The 19,004-nt window shown below is 59.8% G+C and carries 24 protein-coding genes; 14 read left to right on the top strand and 10 right to left on the bottom strand.

The window, feature by feature from the left end; translation table 11 throughout:
• Positions 1–2: 2 nt before the first annotated feature.
• From ACR0CA_RS15425 to ACR0CA_RS15405, 5 genes are all read right to left on the bottom strand, one after another.
• Positions 3–1,457 carry an efflux RND transporter periplasmic adaptor subunit gene (locus ACR0CA_RS15425; protein WP_170772652.1) on the bottom strand — a complete coding sequence of 485 codons (1,455 nt, stop codon included), beginning with the start codon at positions 1,455–1,457 and terminating at the stop codon, positions 3–5.
• Between the two features lie 106 nt (positions 1,458–1,563).
• Positions 1,564–2,106: a molybdenum cofactor biosynthesis protein B gene (moaB, locus tag ACR0CA_RS15420; RefSeq protein ID WP_480900066.1), complete on the bottom strand. Its 543-nt coding sequence runs from the start codon at positions 2,104–2,106 to the stop codon at positions 1,564–1,566.
• Between the two features lie 6 nt (positions 2,107–2,112).
• Positions 2,113–2,733, bottom strand: coding sequence for a LysE family translocator (locus ACR0CA_RS15415; protein ID WP_170772656.1), 621 nt, complete (start codon positions 2,731–2,733; stop codon positions 2,113–2,115).
• Complete coding sequence (locus ACR0CA_RS15410; RefSeq protein ID WP_480858269.1) at positions 2,730–3,329, bottom strand: metallophosphoesterase family protein; 600 nt, start codon at positions 3,327–3,329, stop codon at positions 2,730–2,732. The genes ACR0CA_RS15415 and ACR0CA_RS15410 overlap by 4 nt, the downstream gene beginning before the upstream one ends.
• Positions 3,329–4,090: a uracil-DNA glycosylase gene (locus ACR0CA_RS15405; RefSeq protein WP_480900195.1), complete on the bottom strand. Its 762-nt coding sequence runs from the start codon at positions 4,088–4,090 to the stop codon at positions 3,329–3,331. The genes ACR0CA_RS15410 and ACR0CA_RS15405 overlap by 1 nt, the downstream gene beginning before the upstream one ends.
• Positions 4,091–4,175: 85 nt before the next feature.
• On the opposite strand from ACR0CA_RS15405, the gene ACR0CA_RS15400 reads away from it, so the two are divergent.
• From ACR0CA_RS15400 to ACR0CA_RS15355, 10 genes are all read left to right on the top strand, one after another.
• A complete protein-coding gene (locus tag ACR0CA_RS15400; RefSeq protein WP_480900064.1) occupies positions 4,176–4,859 on the top strand; it encodes a scavenger receptor class F, member 2 in 684 nt (227 codons plus the stop codon).
• 59 nt (positions 4,860–4,918) lie between these two features.
• Positions 4,919–5,854, top strand: coding sequence for an aspartate carbamoyltransferase catalytic subunit (locus ACR0CA_RS15395; protein ID WP_480900062.1), 936 nt, complete (start codon positions 4,919–4,921; stop codon positions 5,852–5,854).
• Positions 5,851–6,369, top strand: a complete 519-nt coding sequence (locus ACR0CA_RS15390) for a hypothetical protein (protein ID WP_480900060.1) — start codon at positions 5,851–5,853, stop codon at positions 6,367–6,369. Before ACR0CA_RS15395 ends, ACR0CA_RS15390 begins: the two co-directional genes overlap by 4 nt.
• Positions 6,354–6,740 (top strand): hypothetical protein, encoded by a 387-nt coding sequence (locus tag ACR0CA_RS15385; RefSeq protein WP_170772665.1) that lies wholly within the window; start codon positions 6,354–6,356, stop codon positions 6,738–6,740. Before ACR0CA_RS15390 ends, ACR0CA_RS15385 begins: the two co-directional genes overlap by 16 nt.
• Positions 6,737–7,189, top strand: coding sequence for a hypothetical protein (locus tag ACR0CA_RS15380; RefSeq protein ID WP_480550356.1), 453 nt, complete (start codon positions 6,737–6,739; stop codon positions 7,187–7,189). The genes ACR0CA_RS15385 and ACR0CA_RS15380 overlap by 4 nt, the downstream gene beginning before the upstream one ends.
• A complete protein-coding gene (pyrC, locus tag ACR0CA_RS15375) occupies positions 7,186–8,466 on the top strand; it encodes a dihydroorotase (protein WP_480900057.1) in 1,281 nt (426 codons plus the stop codon). The genes ACR0CA_RS15380 and pyrC overlap by 4 nt, the downstream gene beginning before the upstream one ends.
• Positions 8,466–9,071, top strand: coding sequence for a glycerol-3-phosphate 1-O-acyltransferase PlsY (gene plsY / locus ACR0CA_RS15370; protein WP_480858258.1), 606 nt, complete (start codon positions 8,466–8,468; stop codon positions 9,069–9,071). The genes pyrC and plsY overlap by 1 nt, the downstream gene beginning before the upstream one ends.
• Entirely contained in the window at positions 9,068–9,337 is a 270-nt protein-coding gene (locus tag ACR0CA_RS15365) for a hypothetical protein (protein WP_170772672.1), read from the top strand. Before plsY ends, ACR0CA_RS15365 begins: the two co-directional genes overlap by 4 nt.
• 194 nt (positions 9,338–9,531) lie before the next feature.
• A complete protein-coding gene (locus ACR0CA_RS15360; RefSeq protein WP_170772674.1) occupies positions 9,532–10,008 on the top strand; it encodes a YHS domain-containing (seleno)protein in 477 nt (158 codons plus the stop codon).
• A gap of 261 nt (positions 10,009–10,269) precedes the next feature.
• The gene (locus ACR0CA_RS15355) at positions 10,270–10,803 is read left to right on the top strand and encodes an outer membrane protein (protein ID WP_170789659.1); all 534 of its coding nucleotides are present in this window, start codon (positions 10,270–10,272) and stop codon (positions 10,801–10,803) included.
• A 53-nt stretch (positions 10,804–10,856) separates the two neighbouring features.
• On the opposite strand, the gene ACR0CA_RS15350 is transcribed toward ACR0CA_RS15355, so the two are convergent.
• Entirely contained in the window at positions 10,857–11,840 is a 984-nt protein-coding gene (locus tag ACR0CA_RS15350) for a quinone oxidoreductase family protein (RefSeq protein ID WP_480900054.1), read from the bottom strand.
• A gap of 193 nt (positions 11,841–12,033) precedes the next feature.
• Here ACR0CA_RS15350 and ACR0CA_RS15345 point away from each other — a divergent pair, with 193 nt between their 5' ends.
• Entirely contained in the window at positions 12,034–12,891 is an 858-nt protein-coding gene (locus tag ACR0CA_RS15345) for a DUF2189 domain-containing protein (protein WP_170785008.1), read from the top strand.
• A gap of 15 nt (positions 12,892–12,906) precedes the next feature.
• Here the strand turns inward: ACR0CA_RS15345 and ACR0CA_RS15340 are convergent, their stop codons facing one another.
• Together ACR0CA_RS15340 and ACR0CA_RS15335 are read right to left on the bottom strand one after the other, a co-directional pair.
• Complete coding sequence (locus tag ACR0CA_RS15340) at positions 12,907–13,893, bottom strand: NAD(P)H-quinone oxidoreductase (RefSeq protein ID WP_480900052.1); 987 nt, start codon at positions 13,891–13,893, stop codon at positions 12,907–12,909.
• 63 nt (positions 13,894–13,956) lie between these two features.
• Positions 13,957–14,649, bottom strand: coding sequence for a COQ9 family protein (locus tag ACR0CA_RS15335; RefSeq protein WP_480900050.1), 693 nt, complete (start codon positions 14,647–14,649; stop codon positions 13,957–13,959).
• A 111-nt stretch (positions 14,650–14,760) separates the two neighbouring features.
• Here ACR0CA_RS15335 and rpsU point away from each other — a divergent pair, with 111 nt between their 5' ends.
• The gene (gene rpsU, locus ACR0CA_RS15330) at positions 14,761–14,967 is read left to right on the top strand and encodes a 30S ribosomal protein S21 (RefSeq protein ID WP_005614280.1); all 207 of its coding nucleotides are present in this window, start codon (positions 14,761–14,763) and stop codon (positions 14,965–14,967) included.
• Positions 14,968–15,081: 114 nt separating this feature from the next.
• Here the strand turns inward: rpsU and ppk2 are convergent, their stop codons facing one another.
• Positions 15,082–15,999: a polyphosphate kinase 2 gene (gene ppk2 / locus ACR0CA_RS15325; RefSeq protein ID WP_170785014.1), complete on the bottom strand. Its 918-nt coding sequence runs from the start codon at positions 15,997–15,999 to the stop codon at positions 15,082–15,084.
• 281 nt (positions 16,000–16,280) lie between these two features.
• Here ppk2 and ACR0CA_RS15320 point away from each other — a divergent pair, with 281 nt between their 5' ends.
• Complete coding sequence (locus tag ACR0CA_RS15320; protein ID WP_480900047.1) at positions 16,281–17,120, top strand: CPBP family intramembrane glutamic endopeptidase; 840 nt, start codon at positions 16,281–16,283, stop codon at positions 17,118–17,120.
• 2 nt (positions 17,121–17,122) lie between these two features.
• Here ACR0CA_RS15320 and ACR0CA_RS15315 read toward each other — a convergent pair whose 3' ends face one another.
• Positions 17,123–17,581, bottom strand: a complete 459-nt coding sequence (locus tag ACR0CA_RS15315) for an Lrp/AsnC family transcriptional regulator (protein ID WP_170772689.1) — start codon at positions 17,579–17,581, stop codon at positions 17,123–17,125.
• 136 nt (positions 17,582–17,717) lie between these two features.
• On the opposite strand from ACR0CA_RS15315, the gene ald reads away from it, so the two are divergent.
• The gene (gene ald, locus ACR0CA_RS15310; RefSeq protein WP_170789654.1) at positions 17,718–18,836 is read left to right on the top strand and encodes an alanine dehydrogenase; all 1,119 of its coding nucleotides are present in this window, start codon (positions 17,718–17,720) and stop codon (positions 18,834–18,836) included.
• Positions 18,837–19,004: the final 168 nt, after the last annotated feature.

The following is a 19,004-nucleotide window of genomic DNA, read 5'->3' as shown; positions in this document are numbered from 1 at the left end:
GCCTATCCTCCGGCCCGGTTTTCAATTCGCTGCACCAGGGAGGCGGGGACTTTAGGCTCGCTCAATTGAGTCAGCACGCGCTCTTTCATGTCCTTGGGCATCCGGTCGCTGGCTTCGACCTGCGCCACAAGCTGCGCCCGCTGTTCGTCAGACAGTTCGACCAAGCCCGCATCCGCTCCGGCGCTCGCCTCAACCCGCAACGGGCGCACACGTACCCCCGCGCCCAGCAACGGCGTGCGGCCAATGACAACCTCTCGCCCTTCCAAACCTTCGCCGCGCAGCAGAACCTCGTCCCCCTGACGGCGAACCAGTTGCACAGGCAGCGCCTCAAGCCGGTCATCGGGGCCCAGAACCAGAACCGTCCCCACCGCATCCAAAGCAGACGAAGGCAGGCGCACCACATTGTCCAGCGGCTGTTCCTGCACAGTGACGGTCACGAAATCCCCCGGCTTGAAGCCCGAGGCCCCGTCAAGCCGCGCATAGATCAGACGCCCGGTCTGCCCTTCCCCGGCAGACCCACTGTCACGGCTGATCTGTCCCTGTGCAGTCAGATCCGCGCCCGTGACCTCAAGCGAGACCGTGACCGGGGCCGAGATCAGATCGCCATTTGCATCCAAAAGACGCACGAACTGCGCAGTCGAGACGCGAAAAGCGACCTCCAGCGCGTTGGGGTCCACAAGTTCGGCCAGCTTTTCGTTGGCCGCAACCAAACGCCCTTCGACCAGCGTGACATCCGTCAGCGTTCCACCAAACCGGGCGTGGATGGTCATGTCGCCCAGATCACGTTCGGCGGCTTCAAGCGCGATACGGGCGCGAGACAGCAGTGTCGTCGCCTGATCCACCCGCGATTCCGCCTGCGCCAATGCGATACGCCTGGCCAGAACTGCTTGCTCGGCCGCGGCTGCTGCAAGTTCCGCATCATCCGCCGCCGCGACAGAACCAACACCCCGAGCCAGAAGGTCCTGCTGCCGTTTCATCGCGCGGTTTCGCAATTCAACCTGCGTTTCTGACGATTTCAACTCATCCTGCGCCAACAGAAGCGAACGCTCGGCGTCACGTTCTTCGAACTGGGCATCCAGCAAATCCGATTTGGCGCGATCAAGGGCCGATTGCGCATTTGCCGGGTCCAACTCGACCAGCACTTCGCCTGCGGTTACCGCACCGCCATCCTCGAAATCCTCAGACAGGGCAACGACCCGCCCACCCAGCGCCGCGCGCAGTTCCAACCGGCGACGGCTTTGAACCTCACCGAACGCTTCCAGATTAGGGGTGACGGTTACAAACTCGGCCGGGCGTACGGATACGGCAAAGATGCGTTCACGAGCCTTCGGCGGGCGATCTTCGCGGGTCAGCACTTCTTGCACGGCCCCCGCGATCATCTGGGCCGCAACAAACAGCAGCGCCAGCGTCACGGACGCCAGAAACACACCGACAAGGCTCTGCCTCAGAAATCGCATGTTGCACTTACCCCGGTTGCATCAAGCCGCCACCTACAAAAGGTAGCCGGGCGGTCAAAAATGCCAAGCCACAAAGCGGTTATAAAATGTTGAACGTGCGAGCAGTCTACTTCCGTCGCAGATGTTCGTCCAATCTGGGCATTATTTCTACAAAATTGCAGGGACGGTGGCGATAATCGAACTGCTTTTCCAGAATCGCATCCCAGGCGTCCTTGCAAGCACCGGGGCTGCCGGGCAGCGCAAACAGATAGGTGCCACCTGCCACGCCGCCCGTTGCGCGGGACTGAACGGCCGAGGTACCGATCTTCTCCATCGAGACAATCGTGAAGACGGTGCCAAAGGCCTCAATCTCTTTTTCGTAGACGTCCCGATGCGCCTCGACCGTCACGTCACGCCCCGTCAGCCCGGTGCCGCCGGTCGAGATCACAACGTCGATCTCGGGGTCGGAAATCCAAGTGCGCAGCTGACCTGCGATCTGGGCGCGCTCATCGCGGATGATTTTGCGATCCGCCACCGAATGGCCCGCCTTTTCGATCCGGTCCACCAAGGTTTGGCCCGAACGGTCCTCATCCAGTGAACGGGTGTCCGAGACGGTCAGGACCGCAATCCGAACGGGAATGAAATCCATGGTTTCATCAATGCGTGACATCTTGCGTCAGGCCCTTTCCAGAATTGCAAGGCGGATCGCCAGAGCAGTGAAAATCCCGCCCGTCACCCAACCAATGATACGTGAGGCGCGCGGGTTCGAAATCAGCACTCGCCCAGCGCCTCCAGCAAAAATCCCCACCAGTCCGTTCACCACGAACCCACCCAGCGCGATGATCACGCCCAGGATGAGGAATTGCGGCAGGATCGGTCCGATGGCCGGGTTCACAAATTGCGGGATAAAGGCCAGCACGAACAGGATCACTTTGGGATTGGTCAGGTTCACCACCATCCCGTCCCGAAACGCATAGCGCGCCGGTTTAGCAGGCGCATCCGCAGACACAGCCCCATGTCGGATCGCACCCCAGGCCAGATACAGCAGATAGGCCACACCCATCCAGCGGATCACGTCGAACAACCATGGCAGAGCAGAAACCGCAGCCCCAAGCCCAAGCCCAGCCAACAACACATGCACCATCAGCCCCGTCGAAACTCCGGCACTAGCAACCAGCGCGGGTTTTGCTCCGGATTTCAAACCCTGCCCGAAACAGAACATCATGTCCGCGCCGGGCGTAAAGTTCAGCGCCATTGCCGCCGGGATGAAAGCCAATAGAGTGACTGTTTCGATCATATCTCAACCTCGAACCAATTCACGCGCGGCCCAAGATTGGCAATCTGTGTCTGCCCTAGCGTGCCGCGATAGCCCCAGCTGTCGTGGATGTGCCCATGTAGCGACATCTGCGGTTGCAACCGTTCGATCGCATCTCGCACCGCGGTCGACCCAACCGCATCACCGGTCGAGGTCACATCGCCATAGCCTTTGGGAGGCGAATGCGTGATCAGAACCTCCGCCCCTTCGCACCGGTCCAGCAACTCAGCGGCCTCGCCCTCGGACAGGTCACAGGACCAGTCTCCGAACGGCGTCGGCGGCACGCCATAGCCCAGACCGAACAGGCGCAACCCGTCCACAGTCATACTTGTCCCGTGCAGGACATGAACGCCATGCGGCGCGGCAGCGGTCAGTTCCTCGGCGCTTTCGGCGTTGCCGGGCACAAGAACCAGCGGAGCGGTGATGCCGGACAACATGTCCATCGCCTCACCCAGACCCTGCCGCATGTTGCAATAGTCCCCGGCGCCGATCACCAGATCGGCCTCGGTACTCGCAGCAACCAGTTCGGAGGCGCGGTGACGTGCCATATGCAAGTCAGAAAAGGCCAGAATGCGCATCACTTACCCTCCAGCCGAGCTTTCAGTTCCAGCAGATCGGCCCAGGCCTGTCGTTTGGCCTGCGGCTGGCGCAGCAGATAGGCAGGGTGGAACATGGGGATCACCGGCAGATCCAGCGCCTGAGCCCATTGCCCGCGCAGCCGGGTGATACCTCGTTTGCCCAGCACTGCCTGACAACTTATATTGCCCATGACCACCAGCACGTCGGGCTTGGCCAGTGCCACGTGACGTTCCAGAAACGGCTTCATCATCCCGATCTCTTCGGGCTTGGGGTCGCGGTTCTGCGGCGGCCGCCATGGCAGCACGTTGGTGATGTAGACGTTTTCCCGCCGATCCAGATCAATCGCCGCCAGCATACGGTCCAACAACTGACCCGCGCGGCCTACGAAAGGTTTGCCCTCACGATCCTCGTCCCGGCCCGGAGCCTCACCGATGATCATCACCCGCGCACCCGGCGTGCCATCGGCAAAAACCAACTGTCGCGCGCCGCGCTTCAACTCGCAATGATCAAACCCGTCCATCGCCGCGCGCAACTGATCCAGCGACCCCGCCGCTGTGGCCGCGGCCTTGGCAACCGCCACAGGATCGACCTGTTTGGGCTTTTCAGGTGCGGCCTGCACCTCCGGCTTTTTGGCTTTGGGTGCGGTATCGGGCAGCGCATATCGGTCAACCGGCGCGTCGCCAATTGCATCCGTTGCGCCCAGTTCGATCTGCCAATCCAGCAGCGCCCGCGCGGTGTAATAGTCCAAAGCCGATTCCATGCCCCTCAATCTAACCAGCTTTTGACCGAGGGAAAGCGAATAGCACTTGATCGCCCGCCCTGCCGCGCCGACCATTGTCGCATTCATGTTGACCCTTTTGCGATTCTTTCTGGTTGCCGTGTTGCTGATCCCCTTCAGCAGCCCAAGCTTTGCGCAGATAAATGACCGCCTTGGCATTCAAACCCCAGGCATCCATAACCGCAACGGCCTGTCGCAACGCAACCGGGTTCAGGACCGCGTCAACCAATGCCGCGCGGGGCAATTGCGGTGCGGGCGCAACTGCTGTCCGGTCGGGCAACGCTGCGGTTTTGACGGACATTGCATCCCACCCGGCGGCACCTATTGCGGCGGCGGGTTTTCCTGCGGTCCGTTCGAGCGTTGCATCGGCAGTCGCCGCTGCGCCCCAAAAGGCGAGAACAAGTGCCGAACTAGCCTGGATTGTCCCAGTGGCACCTCTTGCAACGGACGCGGTGAATGCGAAGCGATCCAGCTGGAGTTTAACCTGCCCCGCCCACAAGCCAAATGTGACGACGGCAGCACCTGCGCCAGCGGTACAAGTTGCTTGCCGGGCGGCGGCTGCACCCGTCCGGGCTGGTTCCTATGCGAAGAAACCGGCTCGCAATGTCGGCAGGGATTCAAATGCTCAGCCAATCAAGGCTGCGTCCCGGTCAAGGCCGTTGATTGCGGCAATGCCAAATGGTGCAGACCCGGCGAGCGTTGCCTGCCCGAAGGCGGGTGCGAGAAACTGCCCGAGGGGTCGGAACCATAGGTTGCCTTAGCCCCCGCAGGTTTCTATAAGCGGCTCGATTGTCAGACAGGAGCCCGCCCATGCGTTTCGCCCATCGTCACCTTCTTGGCATCGAGCATCTGTCACAATCCGATATCACCGCCATCCTTGATCTGGCCGAGACCTATGTCGACATGAACCGACAGTCGACCAAGCATTCCGACGTGCTGTCAGGGCTGACGCAGATCAACATGTTCTTTGAAAACTCGACCCGAACGCAGGCCAGTTTCGAACTGGCGGGCAAGCGGCTGGGCGCGGATGTGATGAACGTGGCGATGCAGGCCAGCTCAATCAAAAAGGGCGAGACTCTGATCGACACGGCTATGACCCTGAACGCGATGCACCCCGATCTGCTGGTGGTACGGCATCCGCATTCCGGTGCGGTGGACCTGCTGGCGCAAAAGGTGAACTGCGCTGTGCTGAATGCAGGTGACGGCAAGCACGAACACCCGACGCAGGCGCTGCTGGACGCATTGACCATCCGCCGCGCCAAGGGTCGTTTGCACCGCCTGAACATCGCGATTTGCGGGGACGTCGCGCATTCGCGTGTGGCACGGTCGAACCTGATCCTGCTGGGCAAGATGGAAAACCGTATCCGCCTGATCGGCCCGCCGACGTTGGTGCCTTCGACCTTTGCCGAGTTTGGGGCCGAGATTTACGACGACATGAACGAAGGTCTGAGGCACGTCGACGTCGTGATGATGCTGCGCCTTCAGAAAGAGCGGATGGATGGCGGCTTTATCCCCTCGGAGCGCGAATATTACCACCGCTACGGGCTGGATTCGGCAAAACTGGCGCTGGCCAAACCCGACGCCATCGTCATGCATCCCGGCCCGATGAATCGCGGCGTGGAAATCGACGGCACGCTGGCCGATGATATCAACCGCTCGGTCATTCAGGAACAGGTCGAAATGGGCGTCGCCGTCCGCATGGCCGCGATGGAGTTGCTGGCCCGCAACCTGCGCGAGGCGGCATGAACAACCTGACCGTCGCCCCCCATGAACGCGGTGTGATCCGCCTGTTCACGCTGGATATGCGCGCCGAGGAGGCGAAATTCCTACGCGAACCCGGCGCTGCTGATCAAGTTCTTGGGGTCGATGGTCTGGATATAGGGCAGATCGATATCTTTCCCGTTTCAGACCTCGAAGACCTCGGGCTTTATGGATACCTGCACGAAGGTTGCGGTGTGTCCGAGGATCAGCTGAACCGCGCCACGCTGGACGCCATCGAAGGCTGGGTGATGGTGGTGCGCAGTGCCGCGTTTCACGATCGCGTGGCCAACTTGACGCCTGACGCCCGCCTTCACCTGCAAGGACTTTATACCGAAGAGGCCACCAACTGGACCGGCGGCCCGATCGACACTGAAAGCGCGCGGCCCTTCTCGGCCCCGCAATCCCCGATCGAGACCGTCGCACCCAACCGCATCGGCTCGGCCCTGTTGGCGGTGATAATCTTGTTTGTTTTCGGAGGTGCCCTGTGGCTGATCCTGTAGTCTTCACCCCGAACAAGCGCGCCTATATCCAAACCAACCTGACGCTGGCCGCCATCGCCATGGCGGGCGCGATGATCGTGCTTTGGCTGATCGGAAACCCCTATGTCTGGACCGGAGCGCCCGCCGGGCTTGCAGCCATCGGCATCCGCGCGTGGTATCTGGCGTCCGAGGAACTGAGCAATGCGTGGGAAATGTCTGACAGCACCCTCACCGGTCCCGGCCCGCGCAAGGTTGCGCTGAACCAGATCGAAGCCGTCAACACGATGGGCAGTTTCGTGCAGGTCGTCACCAAAAGCGGCGACAAGCACCTGATCAAGTACCAAGCCGACCCCGCCGCCACCAAAGCCGCCATAGAAAGGGCCATGGGATGAGCGACGACTGCTGGCGCAAGAAAATACCCGACACTGAACAGGTACTGTGGCATGGGCGGCCTGACCAGGGATATTTTCCTCCACGCCTGAGATGGGCATATGGCATTCTAATTGCCTGCCTTGCGCTCAGTTGGATTGCCAGCCCATGGTTTGCGGAGACTGCGCGCGATTATTGGAAGCTTATCGGTTGCACGTTGTTGTTGGCGTTTTTCATGTGGTGGGAGCGGTTGATCCGCACGCGGCGCGTCTATGTCGTGACCAACCGCAACGTCTGGTGGATCAGCGAGATATTCAAAGCAAAATCCTTATCCGTTCATCCCGACCTGAAATTCTATCGCAACGGACACAACATCGTGTTTTCGCAGCTGCGGTTTCTGGTATTCGAATACCTGCCCGACCCGGACGCCGCCATGGCAGCCCTGATCAAAGCCCGAGAGGCCCAGACATGACCGACCAGATTTTCACCAATGCCCGCCTGATCGACCCCGAGGCCGGAACGGACACAGTTGGTTGGCTGCACGTCTCGGAAGGCCGCATTGCTGGCCTCGGCGAAGGTGTCGCTCCGGCCACAGACGCACAGGTGATCGACTGCGGCGGGCAATGTCTAGCCCCCGGCATCGTCGATATCGGAGTCAAGGTTTGCGAGCCGGGCGAACGGCACAAGGAAAGCTATAAATCCGCCGGCTTGGCTGCCGCAGCGGGCGGCGTAACCACCATCGTTACCCGTCCCGATACGCTGCCCGCCATCGACACACCCGAAACGCTGGAATTCGCCACGCGCCGCGCGCAGGCGGATGCGCCGGTCAATGTGCTGCCCATGGCCGCGCTGACCAAGGGCCGCGAAGGGCGCGAGATGACCGAGATCGGCTTTCTGCAAGATGCAGGCGCTGTGGCCTTTACCGATTGCGACCACGTAGTCGCCAATACCAAGGTTTTTTCCCGCGCGCTGACCTATGCCAAATCCTGCGGCGTGCTGGTGATAGCGCATCCGCAGGAACCGGGACTCAGCACCGGGGCCGCCGCTACCAGCGGCAAGTTCGCCGCGCTCTATGGGTTGCCTGCCGTTTCGCCCATGGCAGAACGCATGGGGCTGGACCGCGATATTGCTCTGCTTGAGATGACCGGAGCCGCCTACCACGCCGATCAGATCACCACCGCCCGCGCCCTGCCCGCGCTGGAGCGCGCCAAGCGGAACGGGCTGAATATCACCGCAGGCACCTCGATCCACCACCTGACGCTGAACGAATTGGACGTGGCCGACTATCGCACCTTCTTCAAGGTCAAGCCGCCGCTGCGGTCCGAGGATGACCGGCAAGCCGTAATTGAGGCGGTGCGCACTGGGCTGATCGACATCATCAGTTCGATGCACACGCCACAGGACGAGGAAAGCAAACGCCTGCCGTTTGAAGAGGCAGCATCGGGCGCAGTGGCGCTTGAGACGTTATTGCCTGCCGCACTGCGCCTCTATCACGCCGAGCAACTGGACCTGCCGACCCTGTTCCGCGCCATGGCCTTGAACCCGGCCAAACGGCTGGGGCTGGAGAGCGGACGACTGGCCGAAGGCGCACCAGCTGATCTGGTGCTGTTTGACCCGGACGTGCCCTTTGTGCTGGATCGCTTCAGCCTGAAATCGAAATCGCAGAACACTCCGTTTGACGGCCAGCGGATGCAGGGTAAGGTCACGGCAACCTATGTCGCAGGCCAAGAAGTATACCGGAGACCCTGATGCCCCCAATTGACAGTTCCACGGCCCAACTGATCCTTTGGGCCGCATTTGGCTATCTGATAGGGTCGATCCCTTTTGGTCTGATCCTTGCCAAGGTGATGGGGCTGGGAAATCTGCGCAATATCGGCTCGGGCAATATCGGCGCGACCAATGTCCTGCGTACCGGGAACAAACGCGCTGCTGCGCTGACCCTGATCTTTGACGCCGCCAAAGGCGGGGTCGCTGTCCTGCTGGCGCGCGCACTGGCCGGAGAAGACGCCGCTCAAATCGCCGCCCTGGCCGCGTTTTTGGGCCATTGCTTTCCGGTCTGGCTGGGGTTCAAGGGCGGCAAGGGTGTCGCGACCTTCCTCGGCCTGTGGCTGGCATTGGATTGGCGCGTCGGCGTAGCCTGTTGCCTGACATGGCTGGTGACGGCGCTGATCTGGCGCATCTCGTCTCTCGCGGCTCTGATGGCTGCGGCGATGTCGACAATCTGGATCATGGTGCTGACTGAGTCCTCGACATTTGGGCTGGGTGTTATCCTGACCTTGCTGGTCTACTGGCGCCATAGCGCCAATATCGCGCGCATCAAAGCTGGAACCGAGCCAAAAATCGGTCAGTCTTGACCGCCTCGGACACGTTTCTGACCGCATTCTTCGCAATCCCTCTTGGCACGTCTAATGGGCAGAGCGGCGCCAAATCCTATGTCGTCAGTCGATCCGAGTTGGCGGGTGGGAAATCCCACAAACTGGTGGCCCGTGAACGCGGTGGGCCGGACTATATCAGCCTGAACCTTTATCTGACCAAAAACAGCGGCGCCCTGCTGCGCCCCTGTGAGATGTCGGCACAAAAAGTCACTGAATTCGTGATTTCTTTTCAGCCCGAAAAGTAAGCATCGCCCTTTATTCATGGGCGAAACGCGTTTGTTACCTCATGATCACATTTGATTGTTTTGAACGTGATCAGACCGGCCCCCACTTCGGGGTCGTGACGGCCAATTACCGACCGCACAGAACAAAATCGACAGGGTTGCCCAGATACAATTACTGTGTCGTCCGGTGGCTCAATTCACGAAAGGTGAACACCATGAACAAGATCAAATCCCTCATCGGCGGCGTTGCGCTGTCCGTCGCAGTTGCAAGCACGGCTCTGGCCGCTGGCGTTGAACTGAACGCAAGCTCGACCGGCCTGGCGCTGCAGGGTTATGACCCGGTTGCCTATTTCACCGTTGGCGAAGCCACCAAGGGCGACTACCGCATCACCACACTGCACAACGATGCGCTGTACCGCTTTGCTTCGGAAGAAAACAAAGTTGCATTTGAAGAAAACCCCGAAGCTTACCTGCCCGCATATGGCGGCTACTGCGCATTCGGCACCGCGATGGGCTTCAAGTTTGACGGCGACCCGAACTACTGGAAAATCGTTGACAACAAGCTGTACCTGAACCTGTCGGCCGACATTCAGGAACGCTGGGAAGGCGACATCCCGGGCTTTAACGAGCGCGCAGACGCCAACTGGAAAGACATTGCCGGCAAAACTCCGGCAGAGCTGCAAGCTCAATAATCCACTCACGGATTCCCTCAGGGCGGCGGCAGAGAAATCTGCCGCCGTTTTTCGTTGGACAGCTATCTGTAGATAGTTTCCCTTCCGCAAGCAAACTTTCAACCGCACGACGCCCCTCTGCCACGTCGGTTCGGTGAAAACCCCCTCCTTCGCTAAATCACCGAGTGATCCAACCCTTCGCTCAAACGTATTCAAATATGCAAGTGCGCGATCCAAACCGGGAAAGGCGCAATAAACCGAGCTGAGGGAAAGAAGCACGACATGAGAAAAAAGATTTTGGCGGCCACTGGCCTTGCGTTTCTGGCGGCGGGATCAGCCGCTGCGCAATCTTCAGGCGACTGGACGGGCTTCTATGGCGGTCTGCAAGTCGGATATGCCGATATCGACACAAACATCTCGGGCATCGACGGCGACGGTGCGATTGGCGGCATCATTCTGGGCTATGACTACGATCTTGGCGATTGGGTTGTTGGCGGCGGCTTCGACTACGATTGGACAGACGTTGATCTGAGTGGCGCAGCCACGGTCGAGGATGTTTGGCGCATCAAAGCGCGCGCGGGTTACAAAGTCACATCGCAAGGGCTGCTTTATGGCATCGGCGGCTTTGCCGAAGCCGGAACCGATAATCTGGGCAGTGACGATGGTTGGTTCATCGGTGCCGGGTACGAACAGATCGTTGCCCCGAATGTAAGCATCGGTGGCGAAATCCTGTATCACGAGTTCAACGACTTCAATTCATCCGGCGTCGACGTCGATGCGACCACCTTTCAGGCCCGCGCCGCATACCGGTTCTAACCCATTCCTTGCGCACAAGCTTGGTCCCGACCAAAAGTCGGGGCCATGTCAGATCATAGTTCCAAGATGGTGCTGCCCGTTGTCTTGCGTGCCTCAAGCGTGCGATGCGCCTCGGCCACCTGATCCAGCGGGAAACGCTGGTCGATGTGGATTTTGACCTCGCCCCCATCAACTTTGTTGAACAGGCGGCGCGCCATCGCCTGACAAACGCTGTGATCGGCAATATGCGTGAACAAGGTGGGCCGTGTGATCTTGATCGAGCCTTTCTTGGCCAGAATGCCGATGTCGATAAGCGGTACCGAGCCCGATGCATTGCCAAACGAGACCATCATCCCCAGTGGCTTGAGACTGTCGAGCGAGCCGTTGAACGTATCCGCTCCGATCGAGTCCATTACCACGTCCACGCCTCTGCCACCCGTGATCTCGGCCACGCGTTCGGCGAAGTCTTCGGTGCGATAGTTGATGCAATGCGCCGCCCCGTTGAACTTGGCGAGGCTACATTTTTCGTCCGTTCCTGCGGTCCCGATCAGTTTAATCCCCTCGGATTTGGCCCATTGGCAGGCGATCAAGCCTACACCTCCGGCAGCGGCGTGGAACAGAACCGTATCCCCGCGCTTCAACGGCGTCGTGCGATGAAATAGATATTCGACCGTCATCCCCTTGAGCATCATTGCCGCAGCCGTGTCGAATGAGATGCTTTCAGGCAGCGGGCACACTTGCGCCGCAGGCATCACCCGCGCCTCGCAATAGGCCCCGGCTGGCATTGCGGCATAGGCCGCGCGCTGACCGAGTTCCAGATGGGTCACGCCTTCGCCCACTGCCTCGATCACGCCCGAGGCTTCCATTCCCAGCGCGTGTGGCAGCTCAAGCGGGTAAAGACCCGCGCGCTGGTACACGTCGATAAAATTCAGTCCGCAGGCACGATGACGAATGCGCACCTCGCCCGGTCCCGGCTCGCCCACCGGGCGATCTTCGAGGGTCAGAACCTCGGGGCCACCATGTTTGTGAATGACGACTGTACGTGCCGTTTGCTGCATACTCACCTCCTGTACCCTGACGACAAGCTAACACGCTTGTGACGCAGCGCAATCGGCACAAAAGCGCAACCCGGCGCAAATCGGGAAAAACTGTGCTATACTCGGGGGTAAGCGTTGCCGGCGGGTCCGGCCCAGGGCAACCGATGCCGGATTCTCTCTGCTGCGCCAAGCCGCAAAAGAGGAGGGGATGACGATGGCGAAAACGATTGGAAACCCGGTAAGCTGGGCTGCGCGAAATCTTGGCGCTACCAGCGATCACATCGCGGAAAGCGTCAACAGCCTTGGCAGTGCCGACACACGAAAACTGCCAGTTGTTCGAGATCTGACCATGCAGGACCTGCGGGAATGTTTGAAGGCCGGGGGTCGCGACTTTCTGGAAACCCGCGCGGATGCGGTGTTTGTCGTGCTGATCTATCCGATTGCGGGCTTGCTGATGTTTGGGTTGGGGCTGGACCGCAACATGATCCCTCTGCTGGCCCCTCTGGTCGCAGGGTTCGCGCTGATCGGCCCTGTAGCCGCCGTTGGCCTCTATGAGATCAGCCGCACCCGTGAAAAGGGCGGCGAGGCGCATTGGCTGGACGCGCTGTCTGTATTCCGCTCACCTTCCTTCGGCGCCATTCTCGCGCTGGGGTTCTATCTGGTTATGTTGTTTCTGATCTGGCTGATGGTGGCGCAGAGCATCTATGTGCGAACCCTTGGTCCTGATCTGCCAGAGTCGTTGGGCGCATTTCTGACCCAGACCTTCACGACCGGCGCGGGTTGGACCATGATCCTGTTTGGCAACGCGGTCGGCTTTTTGTTCGCCCTGATCGCGCTTGCGGTCAGCGTTGTCAGCTTTCCGCTGTTGCTGGACCGCAAGGTCGGGCTGCCGGTTGCTGTGGTGACGTCGGTCCGAGTGCTGAGACAGAACCCCGCCGTCATCCTGGGCTGGGGTTTCATCGTTGTCGGAATGCTGATCCTGGGCGCGATCCCGCTGCTGCTGGGGCTGATCGTGGTGATCCCCGTTCTGGGCCACGCCACATGGCATCTCTACCGCCGCGCCGTGGCCTGAACAGGCTGATGGCGTCTAGCCGCCCACTTTCAGAACGATCTTGCCGATATGGCCCGAGCTTTCCATCCGCGTATGGGCCGCTGCGGCCTCGGCCATATCAAATTCGCTGTCCATAACCGGTGCAACCTTGCCTGCGTCCAGCAGCGGCCAGACTGCCTCACGCAGGTCCTGGGCGATTTTGGCCTTGGCCAGATCGGATTGCGGGCGAAGGGTGCTGCCGGTCAGGGTCAGGCGTTTCACCATCATCATGGCAAAGTTCAGCTCGACCTTGGGGCCTTGAAGGAAGGCGATTTGAACTAGCCGCCCATCCTCGGTCAGAGCCTTAACGTTGCGCGGGATATAGTCCCCGCCCACCATATCAAGGATTAGGTTCGCCCCGCCCTCTGCGCGCATGGTGGATACGAAATCCTCATCCCGGTAATTAATCGCCTTTTCGGCCCCCAGTTTCTCGCAGGCGGCACATTTCTCGGCCGATCCGGCGGTGGCAAAGACCCGTGCGCCGAATGCATTTGCAAGCTGGATCGCCGTTGTTCCGATCCCGCTGGACCCACCGTGAACCAAAAACCGCTCGCCCGCTTTCAGACCGCCGCGTGTGAACACATTGGACCAGACGGTAAAGAAGGTCTCGGGCAGACACGCAGCCTCCTTAAGGCCCATCCCTTCTGGCATCGGCAGGCAATGGGCAGCGGGCGTGGCAACGTATTCGGCATAGCCACCGCCGGGCAACAAGGCGCAAACCTGATCGCCGATGGCGACACCTTCGACCCCTGCGCCGAGGGCAACGACTTCGCCCGACGCCTCAAGCCCCGGCAGATCACTCGCGCCCGGAGGCGGATCATACGCGCCCGCACGCTGCAAAGCATCCGGGCGGTTAACACCCGCATAGGCCACTTTCAACACCACCTGACCAGCGGCGGGCTCGGGCACTGGGCGTTCGGTCAGTTGCAACACATCCGGGCCGCCGGGCTTGGTGATTTCAACGGCGCGCATCATTTGGGTCATAGGCAAGTCCTCCTTGGCGCAATGCCTAGCAGGCGAAATCGGAAAGGCCCAGACACTTACGTGCTACTTGCGTGGGTTCAACATTCCCGGCAGATCAGCCCGCATCTTCATCGGAGCCTTCACCTGACCGGCCAGCCAATTCGGAACCGCAAGGAAAGGTTTGAACAGAGGGTTGCCGTTCACCTGCGCCTTGAGCTTTTCAAACTGCATGACGTTATCGATGCGACGATCCAGAAACTCCCACGTCTTCTGATGATCCGGCGAATCATCCCCCAGCCAGAACAGCACGGTCGAGGAATAGACCCCCGACAGCGTCGCCCGCTTGGTGTACCAGTTCACATCATCCGAGGTATCCCCCAGCGTGTCCCAGATCAGGTCGCAGGTCTGCCACATCGCCTTCGCCCCATCCGCCGCATGCATCGGCAGCGAAAACAGCGTCATGCCGCGGCGCACCAGTTCCTTATCATCGACGGCCTGTAGGCGAAACCGGACCGCAGCGGCGATACGGTCGCGGAACTTCAGATCGCTCAAATCCTCAGTTTTCAAGCGTTCCACCATGGCCGCATCCCCCTGGGCATGAAAATCCAGCGCCATATCGACCGCGCCACGGGGGCAGATTGAGCGGGCCAGCGCCTCATCAATATCGCAATCACTGATGGCCATGCGAAAGCTGGTTTCCGACCATCCGTCAAACGGGACATGGTCCAGCATCGCATTCAATAGCTGCTCTTTTGCGTCTACATAAGTGGTGGTCATGGCGGTTCTCCGGGTTCTGGCACCAGTACTAGACAAGTTAGAACGGCTTTGCTATACGGCCACTTCCTGCAATTTCCTTGCAACTCTATCTAGAAAGGTGGTGACAACCACATGCAGGTTAGTGTTCGCGACAATAACGTCGATCAGGCGCTTCGTGCCCTGAAGAAAAAGCTGCAGCGCGAAGGCGTGTTCCGTGAAATGAAGCTGAAGCAACATTTCGAGAAACCGTCCGAGAAAAAAGCGCGCGAGAAAGCTGAAGCGATCCGCCGTGCCCGTAAACTGGCACGTAAGAAAGCACAGCGCGAAGGTTTGCTCTAAAACCCCGCTCGTCCAGCTTTGGATGACACTATTTGACGACCCCCGACGCATCGCTCGGGGGTTTGTCGTTTCTGGCCCAAAGAAAAACGCCCCGGAACATCAGGGGCGTCAGGATCAGTAGATTTTGGGCACGTGCAGCTCATCCGGCAGAACACGACGTTCATATTCGGGGTTGTACTTGCGATCCGGCAGATTGACCTTTTCCTGCGGTACATCGGTGTAGGGGATCTTGGTCAACAAGTGTTCGATACAGTTCAGACGTTCGCGCTTTTTGTCATTGCCTTCGACGATGTACCACGGCGCTTCCGAGATATTGGTGCGGAACAGCATATCCTCTTTGGCCTTGGTGTAAGCCTCCCACCGGATGCGGGATTCCAGATCCATCGGCGACAGCTTCCACTGTTTCATCGGATCGTGAATACGCATCAAGAATCGCAACTGCTGTTCTTCATCGGTGATCGAGAACCAGTATTTCAGCAAAATGATGCCCGAGCGCACCAGCATCCGTTCAAATTCGGGAACATCCTGAAAGAACTGTTCAACCTGATCTTCGGTGGCAAAACCCATGACCCGCTCGACGCCCGCGCGGTTGTACCATGACCGGTCAAACAGCACGATCTCGCCCGCCGCCGGCAGGTGCGGAACGTAGCGCTGGAAATACCACTGGCTTTGTTCCCGGCGACTGGGCGCGGGCAAAGCCACAACCCGCGCGACCCGAGGGTTCAGACGCTGGGTGATCCGCTTGATCACGCCCCCCTTGCCCGCGCTGTCACGCCCTTCGAACAGGATACAAACCTTGGCCCCGGTATGCTGTACCCAATCCTGCACCCTGATCAGTTCAGCCTGAAGGCGCAGCAGGTTGCGGAAATAGACCTTGCGGTCCAGCATCTCAGGGTGCTGATCCTTATAGATCTTGCGGATCTCCATCGAGAGCATGGGCTCGCTAAACTCGATCTCGAAATCTTCGTCTAGCGTGTCTTCCAGCTCGGCCTCAAGCCAGTCTTTGGGGGCGTCGTTGTATTCGTCAGCCAAGGTCTGCTCCTTACTAGTAACCGGGTTCGGACCCTATCGGGCGCATGTAACCGCCTGATGTCATCAGATGAATTGATGAAAGCCCTTTCCTATGCTCATCGGACCGTTACGGCAAGGTCGCGGGTCGGACACGGAAACGGCACCCTTTCCAAATATGTGGACCTGAAAACGCCCAAATGCAAGCAACGGAATTGCCGCATAGCCAATGGGTTGCACTCCGCCGGCTTGCATCAACGTACCCTGTTGCTGCATCAAGGCCGGGTCAAAACCGCGAGAGGCCTGTGGCGTATTTCCTTTCCCTTCTGCCCCTTATTTGGCCCTGGTTCATCCTGATCGCCGCTCAGATCAGCGCGATATCCGGTCGATGGCGTCTTGGCGCATCGTTGCTGAGCCTGTTCGGAACAGTCGCCTTCGCGCAGGGGCTGGTTTCAGCCAGCGCCTTAATGGTCGCGATTGCCGGGCTTGCGGGGGCCGCAGCGCTGCGCCGCACATCCGGGCTTTGGTCTTTGCCCGGCCATTTCGCGCTGATCTTATGGTGTGTGGCCTTGGGTGCGCATATCGTTCCGGGGTTCAACAATCTTCTGGTGCTTGATCACGTGCAGGCCGGACCCGGAAGTACCGATTTCTCCATGTATATGAATCTGGACAAACCTTTGGTTCTGTTCGCCGCACTTCTGGTCTGGCCCGGACAGAATGCAGGCTTGCCCGCTATTCGCAAAACGCCATTGATCCTGGGGATTTTGACCTTGCCCGCTTTATTTGCGCTAGGCCTGTCCCAGCAAGCGGTGCGCCCCGAGGTTGGTCTGCCACATTGGTGGCTGATCTTTGCGCTGTCCAACCTGTTCCTAACCTGTTTGGCGGAAGAGGCCTTTTTTCGCGGTTATCTGCAATCGGCCCTGTCCTCAAAGCTCGGCGCGGCCTTTGGTATCGCTGCGGCCAGCTTGTTGTTTGGGCTGGTGCATTTTGCCGGTGGCCCGGCGCTTGTCGTGTTCGCAGCTATTTTGGGCGCGGGATGCGGATTGGGATATTACGCGACCAACAGGCTATGGGTGCCGGTTCTGATGCATTTCGCCTTCAACGCCGCGCATCTGGCGCTGTTCACCTATCCCGGCCCCGCCTGACGTCAGACCGGCAGCGCCGTAGTCTTGAACACAGTTCTCAGCGCGAATGAGCTTTGCATCTGCGCCACACCCGGCAAGCGCGAAAGGTATTGGCGGTGAATGCGGGCAAAATCCTCGGTATTTTCGGCCACGACTTTCAGAATGTAATCCGCCGTCCCGGCCATTAGATGGCATTCCAGCACATCGGGGATACGGGCAACGGCTTTTTCGAACGCGTCCAGAACTTCTTCGGCCTGCCCCTGCAAGGTGATCTCGACAAACACCGTGGTCGGTACGTTCATCTTACGTGCGTCCAGCAGGGCCACATAGTTGCGGATATAGCCCTCAGCCTCAAGCCGTTGGACCCGACGATGGCAGGCCGAGGGCGATAGATTCACCTGCTCGGACAGCTCTGCATTAGACATCCGGCCATTTTTCTGTAACGAGGCCAGAATCTTTCGATCCGTCGTATCTAGGCTCATGGGCGCAACTCCTTTGCGTGATTGGCGCATCATACAGGAAATTCTCCCGAAAAAAACCGCCAGGACAGGCAGAGTTTCACAGAAATTGCAGCGCAGTTTGCCCATTCTTTAGGCAGTTTATGAACGGAGAGACCAAATGAAAATCGGTTGCCCAAAAGAGATCAAACCGCAGGAGTTCCGCGTCGGCATGACTCCGAATGCTGCGCAGGAAGCGGTTGCGCGGGGTCATGAGGTGATCATCGAAACAGGCGCGGGCCTGGGCTCGGGCTTTGACAATGCCGACTATGTCGCTGCTGGTGCACAGATCGTAGACACCGCCGCCGAGGTATTCGCCACCGCTGACATGATCGTCAAGGTCAAGGAACCTCAGGCAGGTGAGCGCAAGATGCTGCGCGAAGGCCAGTTGCTGTTTACCTATCTGCACCTCGCCCCCGACCCGGATCAGACCCATGACCTGCTGTCCTCGGGCTGTACTGCCATCGCCTATGAGACAGTGACGGACGCGAGCGGCGGCCTGCCGCTGCTGGCTCCTATGTCCGAGGTTGCCGGGCGTCTGGCCCCGCAGGTCGGGTCTTGGACGCTGCAAAAAGCCAATGGCGGACGCGGTGTGCTGATGGGCGGCGTGCCAGGTGTCGGGCCCGCAAAAGTGGTTGTGATTGGCGGCGGTGTGGTCGGCACGCATGCGGCCAAAATCGCCGCGGGCATGGGCGCGGATGTGACGGTTCTGGACCGTTCGCTGCCTCGCCTCCGCTATTTGGATGACGTGTTCGGCGGGCAGTTCAAGAACCAGTATTCAACCGCTGGTGCCACCGCCGAGCTGATCCAGACGGCCGATATGGTGATCGGCGCGGTTCTGATCCCCGGCGCAGCAGCACCCAAACTGATCACCCGCGCGCAACTGTCCACCATGAAACCCGGCGCGGTTCTGGTCGACGTTGCCATCGACCAGGGCGGCTGTTTCGAGACGTCGAAGGCCACCACCCATGCCGATCCGATCTACGAAGTCGATGGCGTCATGCATTACTGCGTTGCCAATATGCCCGGTGCCGTGGCGCGCACATCGACCATCGCCCTCGGCAATGCGACGATGCCATTCATGCTGGCTCTGGCTGACAAGGGCTGGAAACAGGCCTGCCAGGACGATCCGCACTTGATGGCCGGTCTGAACGTCCATGCAGGTCAGCTAACCTACTATGCGGTTGGCAAGGCTCTGGGGATTGACGTCGTTTCCCCCAACGTGGTCATCAAAGCCTGAACGGCTCCCGCCCCTGAGAGCGCCCTCTCCCGAGGGCGCCTACAGCGTTGGGCATAGCGCCGCGTCTGCGACGCGGCGCGGAGGGCACAAGACGAACGCTCCCGCAAAACGCAACAGCGCCGCGCGATTAACGCGGCGCTGGGCCCAACCGGAAAAGGGCAATTCAAT

The sequence above is a fragment of the Ruegeria sp. F12 genome (assembly GCF_056533885.1).
The sequence above is the reverse complement of the archived record's forward strand: the minus strand, read 5'-3'. Positions and strand labels throughout refer to the sequence as shown.